The organism is Paenibacillus sp. BK033 (assembly GCF_004345425.1).
GTDB lineage: Bacteria > Bacillota > Bacilli > Paenibacillales > Paenibacillaceae > Pristimantibacillus.
Genome location: NZ_SLVP01000001.1, coordinates 396033 through 407740 on the forward strand (window position 1 = coordinate 396033; position 11708 = coordinate 407740).

The 11708-nt window shown below is 50.5% G+C and carries 11 protein-coding genes; 8 read left to right on the top strand and 3 right to left on the bottom strand.

Annotated features, from left to right (window positions below):
• Positions 1-15: 15 nt before the first annotated feature.
• The 4 genes from EV294_RS01820 to EV294_RS01830 all read left to right on the top strand — a co-directional run bounded on the left by EV294_RS01820 (position 16) and on the right by EV294_RS01830 (position 3282).
• A complete protein-coding gene (locus EV294_RS01820; protein ID WP_132303318.1) occupies positions 16-1623 on the top strand; it encodes a glycoside hydrolase family 3 protein in 1608 nt (535 codons plus the stop codon).
• Between the two features lie 201 nt (positions 1624-1824).
• A complete protein-coding gene (locus EV294_RS01825) occupies positions 1825-2367 on the top strand; it encodes an NAD(P)H-dependent oxidoreductase (RefSeq protein WP_132303319.1) in 543 nt (180 codons plus the stop codon).
• Between the two features lie 366 nt (positions 2368-2733).
• On the top strand, positions 2734-2898 hold the full coding sequence (locus EV294_RS30185) for a hypothetical protein (RefSeq protein WP_165930554.1): 165 nt from the start codon (positions 2734-2736) through the stop codon (positions 2896-2898).
• 33 nt (positions 2899-2931) lie between these two features.
• The gene (locus EV294_RS01830; RefSeq protein ID WP_132303320.1) at positions 2932-3282 is read left to right on the top strand and encodes a hypothetical protein; all 351 of its coding nucleotides are present in this window, start codon (positions 2932-2934) and stop codon (positions 3280-3282) included.
• 69 nt (positions 3283-3351) lie between these two features.
• On the opposite strand, the gene EV294_RS01835 is transcribed toward EV294_RS01830, so the two are convergent.
• Entirely contained in the window at positions 3352-4047 is a 696-nt protein-coding gene (locus EV294_RS01835) for a hypothetical protein (protein WP_132303321.1), read from the bottom strand.
• Between the two features lie 255 nt (positions 4048-4302).
• On the opposite strand from EV294_RS01835, the gene rarD reads away from it, so the two are divergent.
• Positions 4303-5181, top strand: a complete 879-nt coding sequence (gene rarD, locus EV294_RS01840) for an EamA family transporter RarD (RefSeq protein WP_132303322.1) — start codon at positions 4303-4305, stop codon at positions 5179-5181.
• A gap of 80 nt (positions 5182-5261) precedes the next feature.
• On the opposite strand, the gene EV294_RS01845 is transcribed toward rarD, so the two are convergent.
• Positions 5262-5666 (bottom strand): hypothetical protein, encoded by a 405-nt coding sequence (locus tag EV294_RS01845; RefSeq protein ID WP_132303323.1) that lies wholly within the window; start codon positions 5664-5666, stop codon positions 5262-5264.
• Between the two features lie 262 nt (positions 5667-5928).
• Between EV294_RS01845 and EV294_RS01850 the strand changes: the two genes are divergently transcribed.
• The gene (locus EV294_RS01850) at positions 5929-6906 is read left to right on the top strand and encodes an aldo/keto reductase (RefSeq protein ID WP_132303324.1); all 978 of its coding nucleotides are present in this window, start codon (positions 5929-5931) and stop codon (positions 6904-6906) included.
• Positions 6907-6983: 77 nt separating this feature from the next.
• Here EV294_RS01850 and EV294_RS01855 read toward each other — a convergent pair whose 3' ends face one another.
• Positions 6984-7412 carry an NUDIX hydrolase gene (locus EV294_RS01855; RefSeq protein WP_132303325.1) on the bottom strand — a complete coding sequence of 143 codons (429 nt, stop codon included), beginning with the start codon at positions 7410-7412 and terminating at the stop codon, positions 6984-6986.
• A 121-nt stretch (positions 7413-7533) separates the two neighbouring features.
• Between EV294_RS01855 and EV294_RS01860 the strand changes: the two genes are divergently transcribed.
• Positions 7534-10404, top strand: coding sequence for a family 78 glycoside hydrolase catalytic domain (locus EV294_RS01860; RefSeq protein WP_132303326.1), 2871 nt, complete (start codon positions 7534-7536; stop codon positions 10402-10404).
• A 336-nt stretch (positions 10405-10740) separates the two neighbouring features.
• Entirely contained in the window at positions 10741-11670 is a 930-nt protein-coding gene (locus EV294_RS01865) for an ABC transporter permease (RefSeq protein ID WP_481856044.1), read from the top strand.
• Positions 11671-11708: the final 38 nt, after the last annotated feature.

The window sequence follows — 11708 nt, forward strand, 5'->3', positions numbered from 1 at the left end:
AAAGAGGGGACGGTAATGGGAGAGTATAATTGGAATGGCTGGTCGCTGCGGGAGAAGGTCGGACAGCTGTTTGTATTCGGATTTCACGGCTATGAACCTACGGAAGAGATTACTTCGTTAATTGAAAAGTATGGCATCGGCGGAACGATCTACTTCGGACGTAATGTGCGCGATGCGAAGCAGGTTCATCAGCTATCCAGCTCGCTGAAGGGCATTGCCGATCGCGCGGGCAGGCCGAACATGCTTGTGGCGATTGATCAGGAAGGCGGCATGGTGGCGCGTATTGTGGAAGGCGTGACGCTGATGCCCGGCAATATGGCGCTTGGAGCAACGGGTTCGGCTGAGGGAGCAGGCGAGACTGCCCGCATATGCGGCGAAGAGCTTCGCTTGTTAGGCGTTACGATGAACTATGCGCCATGTCTCGACGTTAATAACAATCCGGATAATCCGGTTATTAATGTCCGTTCTTACGGAGACCGGGCGCAAATCGTAAGCGAGCTGGGGAAAGCTGCCCTGCTTGGTTATCAGGCGTCGAAGGTAGCGGCAACGGTAAAGCATTTTCCGGGCCATGGCGATACCTCGGTAGACTCCCATCATGATTTGCCCGTGCTGCCTCATAGCCGGGAGCGGCTGGATGCGATTGAGCTTGCGCCGTTTCGCGCGGCAATCGCGGCGGGAACCGCGGCTATTATGACGGCGCATGTCTGCCTGCCGGCTCTCGATCCGTCAGGGAAGCCTTCGACTTTGTCCCAGCCGGTATTAACCGGGTTACTGCGTGGGGAGCTTGGCTATAATGGGGTTATCGTCACCGATTGCCTCGAGATGGATGCCATCGACAAATTTTACGGTCCGGCGAATGGCGCGGTCCAGGCGATCCAAGCCGGAGCGGACATGGTTCTCGTCAGCCATACGCATGAAAAACAGGTAGCTGCGCTTGAGGCCGTGGTGGCTGCGGTTGAGAGCGGCGAGCTATCCGAGGAGCGGATTAACGAATCGCTCGCGAGAGTAATGCGGCTGAAACAAGACTATGAGATCGACGCACCCCTCTTGGCATGGAACGATGTTCAGTCGAAGCTTGCGACTTCCGCAAGCCAAGCGGCAGCCCGGAAGTGGAGCGAAGCGTCTGCAACCCTGGTGAAGAATGAAGACTCGTTGCTTCCGCTTCGCAGGGAAGGCCGTACGCTTGTGCTGTGGCCGGACATCAAGCCGGTATCGGTTGCCGATGAGATGTTAGCCGGAGACGGTACGCTTGGGGACTATCTGAAGGGCCGCCTTGATCAAGTCGAGGAGCGTTCCATGAGCGGATCGGATCCGCTTTCCGGTCTGGATGCGTTCGAACAGATTGTCGTTGTAACCTATGATGCAACCAAACATAAGGTTGAGCGCGAGATCGCCGGGCAGGTCATTAAGCTGGCAGCCGACCGCACCGTTGCGGTTTCCGTCCGCAACCCGCTTGATCTGAAGGTATATCCGGATGCTAAGGCTTATCTGGCCGTGTACGAATGCCGTCCGCTTGCCCTTGAATCGGCAGCTAAAGTACTGACCGGCGAGCTGAAGCCAACCGGCGCGCTGCCGCTTGAGCTATCCGCGCAATACCCGTTTGGCTGGAATATACCGCTGTAAAATGGAACCGCCCCTGAATCTCGTCGCGGCAGACGATCAGGGGCGTTTTTTGTTATGAAGTAATAAGACGATGTTTTGGGTATCCTAAAAACCGAATTCCGCACGAATGAGATGCACTGATTTAAACTGATTTAAACCTTGAGCGTGTGTTTTCAACGGGTATGCAGTTTTTCGATTCGAATATTGAATGGAGGATCATCGATGAAAATACTGGTCATTGTCACTCATCCCAATATGGAGAACTCGCGCGTAAATAAGGCATGGCGTGATGAATTGCAAAAACAAAAAGACATTACAGTCCATGAACTGTACGCAACCTACCCCGATGGGAAAATAGATGTTGCAAATGAACAAAAACTGATCGAATCCCACGACAGAATCATATTGCAATATCCATTTTACTGGTACAACATGCCTCCGCTTTTAAAAAAGTGGATGGATGACGTTTTGCAATACGGTTGGGCATACGGACCGGATGGCAGTAAAACAGCCGGGAAAGAATTCGGAGTGGCAATCTCGACCTATGGTACCGAAGAGTCCTACCAAGCCAGTGGGTTTAATCGGTTTACGCTTCAAGAGCTATTGCGCCCGGTTGAAGCTTCGGCTCGCTTTATCAGCGCGGAATATCTGCCTCATTTTTCATTAAACGACACCTCGAATCTTACGGATGAACGACTTGCTCAGAGCAAGACCGATTATATTCAACATATTCGAAGCGTAAAGCCTTTAATGGTCCACAGCTAAAAAATGCGCAAACAACCCTTCACTTGTCATGAAGGGTTGTTTAACGTTTCCTTCAACCCTTTATCCCTATGAGGAAAACTCCGTCAAAGAGTGACTACAGAAAGCATTGGAAACGATATAGTGCCGGTAAGCTAGTGATTCAAACTCCGTTCTAGAGGTTATTTGTTTAGAAAAGAAGCAGCATTCAACGTATCATTCCTTATTCGTTTTGCATGATGCGAATGAAAAAAACCAAGCGTGTCGTTTCATTATTTTGATACCGCCTAAAGCTAGGCCTTGTTGAACACTTGCTCCTTTTTGTCGGTCCATGGAGCAAGTGTTTTATTTTGTTTGGAATACGTTATTAATCATATGGGGGGATTTTCGATGAACAAACAATCATTGGATTTTATTAAACAAACACTAGAAGGGTTAAAGGAAAGGACAGCTTCCGTACTGGAGGAGGGACTCATTGAACACGTTATTTTGATGCTGGACAGGAAGTACCCGGCGCATCTCCTGGAGGAAGCCGGTTTTAAAAACCGAAATTAGACGAATTCATTTATCGAAGAAGGAGGGCTTGGAATGTCTTCTAAAAAAACATTATACGTTTCCGTATCCAATAAAAGTCTTGATGCGGAAGCTTCCATGAATGAACAGCTTGAGGTCCGGGGGACAGCGGAGGAGCTCGAAGAGCTGCGTCGAATGCTTGAGCGACTAAAGAAGGACGATGAAGCGACCCAATTCAGAGCCCCGATTCCGTATAAATCCGCCGATCACGATAAAGCAACGGATCAGTTTAACGGTGATCTGCTCAAGCTCTATCAAGCAATCTACAAATTGGGAACGGACGAGACGAAGGCTCATATTCATGATAGGAACATACTTAATAAGCTGCAAAATACCGATTACGAATATCCCGGCTACGAGCGTTAACAAAGACCGAAAAAAGCCTTCCGTCTCGACGGGAGGCTTGTTAGCTTATACGGTGTAGAGCTATTTTAGTTATTTGAGTACGATAGGTTTTGAAGGTACCCAAACCAAATCATGGAGTCTGTTCTGCACGATTGAAACATAGGTAACGGCTGATTTCGGCAGTTCATGGTAAATGATCTGATATTTAATTGTTTGATTAGCCGGAACCGAATCGGGCCCAACGATTTCATACCTCTGATTATTAAAATCAAATTCTTCCGTTGCGTCCTCTAATTCTATATACAAATTCGGTTTGAAATTAAATTCCTTTTCGGATTTGTTCAACACGCTAATCGTTAAAACAGCAGCAGCTTGGCCTTCGACGGTTTCTTTGTTTACCGAGCCAACGATAAATTCGATGCCTTTATGAAATAATTGAGGTTTTCCGAATCCGCTGTAAAAGGTAACCTGTACGTCATGGTAGGGAACCGGATTAGGATCCTCGACAGCTGGTTCAGGGATTCGTTCAACAGAAATATCTTTCTTGTTATTATCAGAAAAAAGAATCTGGGCATCGAATGCGGCCGCCACTTCCCTAAGCGGAACATACGTAGAATTGTTATATAGGATTGGCTTGCTGACAACCAATTTCCCATTTAACGCAACGGAAACATCCGGATCCAAATAAGCCTTAATTTCTTTCAGTTTGCCCGAGGCGCTTGCCGCGGTTGTAAACACGAATAAGGTTATAAAAAAGCTAATGATTAACTTCTTAGAGGCATTCAACTGCTTCACTCTTTTCTTATAATAGTAAAGGCTCGGTCGCGCAAATGGATGAAACGTCTTACAATAGTTCGATCATTCGCTTTACTTTCCTGCGTATCATCTCTATTCATGTAAAAATTTATTAAATAGAGAAATACAAGGGCGTCCTGGCGAGAACATGGTCGCTTTCCTTATGACCAATTTTTTCCTTTGTTTAATCGCGGATCGAGGTGTATAATCCGTTCAGACATTGGAGTAAGAAGTGAGGAATTGGTTATGAACAACGGATTGGTCAATGCCATTATTGCGTATATCATGTGGGGAATTCTCCCGCTATATTGGAAGCTGTTTAACGATGTGCCGGCAGGAGAGATTTTGTCGCATCGGGTTGTGTGGTCATTCGTATTTATGGGGATTTTTGTAGCCGTCCAGCGCCGATGGGGCGATATGAAGCGGATTGCGGCTAGCCGCCCGCTCTTGCTGCAGCTCGCCGCCAGCGGACTACTGATCGCGGCGAATTGGCTCATCTTCATCTGGGCGGTTAACAACGGCCATGTCGTAGAGACAAGTCTCGGCTATTATTTGAATCCTTTGCTGAATGTGCTTCTGGCGGTTCTCTTCCTTCGCGAGAAGCCAAACCGTGGCCAATGGCTCGCTATTGCCATCGCGGGCGCCGCGGTGCTTATCATCGCCATCGATTACGGGCGGTTTCCGTGGGTCGCGATCTCGCTTGCCACGTCGTTTGGCTTGTATGGCTTCGCGAAAAAGAAGATTGTACAGGACGCTTCTGTAGGCTTGCTGTCGGAGACGGCTGTCGTCCTGCCCGTTGCGCTCGGCTACTGGGTCTACCTGGCCGCCGTGGGAAAGACGACGGCATGGACTCTGCCCGCATCCACGTTCGTCGAACTGCTTCTGTCAGGCGTCGTTACGGCGTTGCCTCTGCTCTTCTTTGCAAGGGCTGCTTCCCGGATGTCCTTGTCCTCACTTGGATTCGTGCAATACATTGGGCCGACGATCATGTTGTTTTTGAGCATATTCGTGTTCAAGGAGTCGGTCTCTCCTGTGCTGCTCGTCGGCTTCGCGCTCATCTGGACATCGCTTGTCGTATACGCCGTGTCATCCGTTCGCAGCAGTAGACTTGCAAAGGCGAGTTGACCGCGCAAGCGCTCAGACACCGCAAAAAGGCCCTCTTCTGTCCTTCGGGCGGAGAGGGCCTTTTTAATCTATAAAACAGACTAGCCGCTCAATAATTCCTGCCGCTCTAATCTTTCCACCTCGTCATCATGCAAAGCTGCTCTACGCTTTAGTAGCTCATAGGTCTCGCTCCACTCGTCAGGGTATCTTGTCCTCTGAATACGCTTATGCAACTCTCCCAGGGCTTGTTCTACTTCGTTTCTAAATTGTTTCCATACCCTCATCGCTTTGTAATAGTCACCGTTATTGCGAGTAGCATTCACTACGTCATAACAGAGTTTATCTTTTCTGGATATCTCCATGCTGATTTCATCCACTTTAAAAAGAATCTCTTTTTTGAGTTTGGCGTCATATTCCATTGTTGCGATCATTTCGGCCATAATAGAAATTATATTGGAATTACTTTGAGTTGAGAGGTTCATTCCTTTTGCGAGTTGGATCGTCATCCATTTTCCCTCCTAGCAACGGGATAGAATTAATAAGGCGCTGATTTCAGACTTATATCATACTATTCGTGAGGCAGGGCTTTTTTTAGTCACTACCGGGTCGTCCAACTCTCGATGTCGCAATCTTGTCGCAATCCCACAGTATCCTCGAGTAACTAAGTAAATAATTTTTCACTTCTTATTCCGAAAAACTTCTAATGCTATAATGAATTGAATTATATGTTATATCAAATGTTCCTATTCTCACTCAGAGGTGATAGTCATGGAATACCGTGTACTTGGACGTTCCGGATTGAAGGTAAGCGAGATTAGCTTGGGCTGCTGGGCGATTGGCGGTCCATCGTGGCGGGATGGCGAACCCGTAGGCTGGTCGGGCAATGATGATAACGAGTCTCTCGCGGGCTTGCGCAGGGCGCATGAGCTTGGCATTAACCATTTGGATACAGCCGATGTTTATGGAGACGGCCATTCGGAGCGGGTCATCGGACAGTTCCTGAAGGATGTTCCGCGCGACTCCGTCATTGTAGCCTCAAAGGTAGGATGGTTCAGAGGAACCGCTCCTAATGCCATGCAGCCGGTGCATATCCGCCACCAGCTGGAGCAGACGCTTACGAATCTCGGAACGGACCATATAGATCTCTATTATTTCCATAATACGAACTTTGGCCCGGATGACCGTTATCTGGAGGAAGCGGCCGATACGATGCGCGCTCTTCAGAAGGAAGGCAAGGTCCGCGTCATTGGCCAATCGGCTTACAGCTATGCCGATTTTATGCGGGTATGTCCGGTAACACGTCCGGATGTGCTTCAGTTCCATTACAATGCCTTCGGCAATGAATTTGATCGGGAGAGCACTAACCTGTTCCGCTGGGCGGGAGAGCAGAACCTAGGCATGGTCCTGTTCGGACCGCTTGCACAGGGCTTGCTGCTGGATAAATTCGATCCGGAGAACCCTCCAAAGTTTGGAGAAGGCGATATCCGTTCAACGAATCAATCCTATTCCAAGGAACGCTTGCACGAGATTCGCAGACAGCTTCAGCCTCTTAAAGAGCATTTTGGCGAAAGCACGCAGGATTTGGTTAGAGCAGCTATTCAATTTGCGCTGGCCCAATCTCCAAATGCATGCGTCATTCCCGGCTTCAAAAATATCCGCCAAGTGGAATCCAACGCGTTGGCAGCGGGCCAGCCCCTGACCGTGCAGGAAGTTGAGCTCATCCGGCAAGCCCTTGGCGGAAAATAAGGAACAAAATAAAGCTCCCTCTAGTGCCAGCATGAGCTGGATGCGAAGGAGCTTTGTTTTTTAGCCTGAGCGTTGTCTTAAATCCATTGCCTAGGGCCAATGGTGTGGAAGAGAGATTTACGGTTTGGATCCAGCGCGTGAAGAATTCGGTTGCACGTAAAATCGCTGATAGGCCGCGGAAGATTGGCGGGATCGCAATAGCGGCATTCCAGTATTTCCGTAGAGCTTGGCACGGGATGCTGTTCGCCATGAATATCCGCCAAGAAGACAAAGTGGTGCATATCATACGCCGGATCGTAATAGATCCCCGTTAATGCGCCAATCCCGACCGTCAGCCCGGTTTCCTCGACCACTTCTCTAGCGGCTGTCTGCTGCGCCGATTCGTTTGCTTCCGATTTGCCTCCCGGCAGATCCCAATTGTTCTTGCCATAACTATGCTTGACCAGCAGCACCTTGCCTTCGGCATTCGTAATAATCGCTGCCGCGCCCATCAGCTTGTCCGACAAATCGATTCCTCCTTGGTAGTTAGGTAATGAACTCTATTCATTTAACGCCAAAAACTGGAACGAAGTTGCGGTGGAAGAGGCAGTCAGGAAATGATTTCAATAGGGCTAGGAGGAAATGAGGATGAAGGATACGGCTTGGAAGGCTCAATGGATTTGGGGAGGGGAAGAGGAAAGCCCCCGCAACGAATGGCGCTGCTTCCGTTCAACGTTTGACGTGCCGTCTGAAGAAGCAGCCGATGCGCAGCTGCGGATTAGCGCGGATTCGAGATACGTCGCTTATGTAAACGGGGTGCAAATCGGCAGAGGTCCGGTCCGTTCTTGGCCGGAGGAGCAATTTTACGATGCCTATTCCATCGGTCATTTGCTTCAGCCTGGCGGCAAGAACACGATAGCCGTTCTCGTGCTGCATTTTGGCGTAACCAACTTCTATTACTTGAGGGGGAAAGGCGGTCTGCTTGCGGAGATCGCTTCAGGCGATGGCGTACTGGCAGCAACGGATTCGTCCTGGAAAACGGAGAAGCTGAGAGGCCATCATACCGCGGCTCCGCGCATGTCCTGTCAGCAGGGCTTTGCGGAAATTTATGATGCGAGGGAATGGAACGGAGATTGGACAGAGACAACCTACGACGATTCTTCATGGTTGCAGGCTGCACACGTAGCTGAAGTCGGGGAAGGCCCTTGGAAAAAGCTGATCCCCCGCGACATTCCGTTCCTGACGGAGGAAAAGCTGTATCCCTCCCGCATCGAGTCTCTCCAGCGGGTGAGGCCGCCTGCCTGGACGGCAGCTATCGATCTTCGGAACGCGATGGTTCCCGGTTCGGTCGAGCATGCTAATCCCATTCAATACATGGGTTACATCGCTACGACGCTATTACTGGATGAAGCCGGTCAAGTGACGGTTGGCATTTTGCAATCCCGCGGCGAGAAGCTCTGGATCGACGGACAACGGATCGAGCGGAGTCATGGCAACGATCCGGAGCGTTACTACGAGGCAGAGCTTACAGCCGGCGAGCATTTCCTGCTGCTTGATATTACTCAAGGCGATCACGGGGGAGCTTACCATGTGGCGATTCATTCGGAGCGTAAGCTCTCGATTCATTCTCCCGATAAGGAAGGGGAGACGCCGTGGCTGCTTATTGGACCGTTTGACGATACGGAATACATCGATACAAGGGAAAACAGACAGATAGACCGGAATGAGCCGAATTATTTAAAAGCGGCAGGAGCGGCTTCGATGGAGGAGCTGGCCGCCGTACAGGATTGGATCCGTCCTCTGGCCGGCCCTTATTATACCGAGCAGGATGTATTCGGCTCCAATGTTTGGCGTCCGGAAGCCGAGCGGTATGCTATGCCTTCCGGCCTGAATGCCTGCTTGACGGCAGCGCCGGAATATGCGGATATTCCTCGTTTCCGGGATGGCGATACGGAGCTTGTGATTGACCTCGGCAAGCAGCGGACCGGCTTTTTTGGCTTCAAGATTGAGGCTCCGGCTGGGACGGTTGTGGATGTATACGGCCTTGAATATTTAAAAGCCGATTTCCGACAGCATACGTTTGGCCTCGATAATACGTTCAGATACATCTGCCGGGAAGGACGGCAGCAATACGAATCTCCTGTAAGGCGCGGGTTCCGTTATGCGGTGCTGACCATAAGGGGAGCGGCGGGACCCGTTAAGCTGCATGAGGTGTATATGGTGCAAAGCACTTATCCGGTTGCGGAAGCCGGAACGTTCCGTAGCTCCGACCCGCTGCTGAACGACATCTGGGCGATCAGCCAGCATACGACCCGGAATTGCATGGAGGATACGTTTGTGGACTGTCCTTCTTACGAGCAGACCTACTGGGTAGGAGACAGCCGCAATGAGGCATTGGTTAACTACTATGTGTTTGGCGAGCTGGACATCGTTAAACGCTGCTTGCGTCTCGTTCCGGGCTCGAAGGACAGATCCCCGCTCTATATGGATCAGGTGCCAAGCGGCTGGACGAGCGTTATTCCGAACTGGACGTTCTTCTGGGTGCTCGCGACGATGGAATATGTGGAGCATACGGGAGACAAGTCTTTTGCCGCCGAGATGTGGCCCCATGTCCGCTTTACGCTCGAGCATTATTTGACCCATATCAATGCGGATGGGCTGCTCGACATGCGGGGCTGGAACCTGCTCGACTGGGCGCCGATTGACCAGCCGAACGAAGGGATTGTCACCCATCAGAATCTGTTCCTGACGAAAACGCTCCGGCAGGCGGTACAAATGTCCGTAGAAGCAGGGCAAGCAGATGAAGGAGCCTCTTTTGCCGAAGCAGCCGGATTACTGGAACAGGCCATAAACGACCGTTTATGGGATGAGGAGCGGGGAGCTTACCTCGATTGCATTCATGCCGACGGACGGCGCTCGGATATCTATAGCATGCAGACCCAAGTGGTTGCTCTATTGTGCGGCATCGCTCAAGGGGAGCGCCGAGCAAAGCTGGAAGCCTATCTTCTTCAGCCGTCGGCTTCGTTTGTGCAGATCGGCAGTCCGTTTATGTCCTTCTTCTATTATGAAGCGCTGGAAGCGATGCGGCATATCCCCGACATGCTTGACGATATCCGCCGCAATTACGGCTTGATGATCGCAAACGATGCAACGACATGCTGGGAGATGTACCCGAATTTCACGGAAAATCGCGCCAATGCAGAGCTGCTTACCCGCAGTCATTGCCACGCCTGGTCGGCAGGGCCGGCATATTTCCTCGGCCGAAACGTGCTTGGAGTCAAACGGCTGGACAGCGGCTGGAGCAAAGTGAGAATCGAGCCGGCTCCATGCGATTTGACATGGGCAAGAGGTGCCGTTCCGTTGCCTAACGGAGGAACCATCGAGGTGGACTGGAGCATCGCGAATGACGTCATGTCCCTTCGAATTTCGGCTCCGGAGGATGTTGAACTTGATGTTCGGCTGCCTGAAGCCGTAACAGGGAATGTTTCCATTGTCAGAACGAAAAAGCTGCCCTTATAATAGTGAAAGCCGGGTCCTTGTTGACCCGGCTTTTCTTTGTCTTCGGATAGATTCGAATATGTCAATTTTGACAAAGACAGGCTGGGCGCCTAATCCCGCTGCGAAAATAACATATTGTCCGATTGTCTTGCATGATTGTCATCATCGCTCCGGCCTTGTCGGGTGGTGCTTTTCACGTTCACGAAAACGACATATTTACGTTGGCCGCTTCCATGCTCTATCCTCGGAAGTAAGCGCTGACAAGGACAAGCAAACGTTCCTTCGCGGCGAGAGTGCTTGAACCTATTTGGAAGAGGTGATCCGATGCAAGATTCGAAAGCTGCCGCAACGGGCAGCATGGCGCTACGATCCGGGACTTCGACCAAGCGGCTCGGAAGAAGGATTGTGCAGAACTGGGAATTGTACATTTTTGTTGCACCGGCGTTTTTCTACTTTATTATCTTTTGTTACCTGCCGATGTACGGCGTCCAGATCGCGTTCAAATCGTTTATCCCGACCAAAGGAATTATAGGAAGTCCTTGGGTGGGATTGGACCATTTCGACCGATTCTTCCATTCCTATTACTTCTGGGATTTGATCTGGAATACGCTGAGCGTCAGTCTCTATGATCTAGCGATTGGCTTTCCGATTCCGATCATACTGGCGCTGGCCTTTAATGAGGTGCGCAACGGTTTTTTCAAAAAGATGGCCCAGACGGTCACCTATGCACCTCACTTTATATCGGTTGTCGTCATGGCGGGGATGATCATATCTTTCCTGTCGCCGTCTACCGGAATTCTGGTTCATGTCATTCAATGGCTTGGCTTTGGCACGCCGGAATTTCTTACCGATCCCAAATGGTTCAAGACGATGTACGTATTCTCGAATGCGTGGCAGAGCGCGGGCTGGGGGACGATCATTTATTTGGCCGCCTTGTCCGGCGTGGATCCCGGACTTCATGAAGCAGCCATTATCGACGGGGCTTCGCGGTTCCAGCGCATTCGCCACATTAATATACCCGTCTTGATTCCGACGATGACCATTTTGCTTATTTTGAACATGGGAAGCTTGTTTGGGGTTGGGTTCGAAAAGATCCTGCTGCTCCAAAATCCGCTTAATATGGAGTCTTCCGACGTCATCGCTACCTTCGTCTACCGTTCCGGTCTGGAGAATGCCCAATACAGCTTCTCGGCAGCGGTTGGCCTGTTTAATTCCGTCATCAACGCCATTCTGCTGATAGCCGTAAATCAGATCGTTCGCAGGACGAGCGAGAACAGCTTGTGGTAAAAAGAATGATCGCAAATGACAGGAACGGCGCTTTTGTG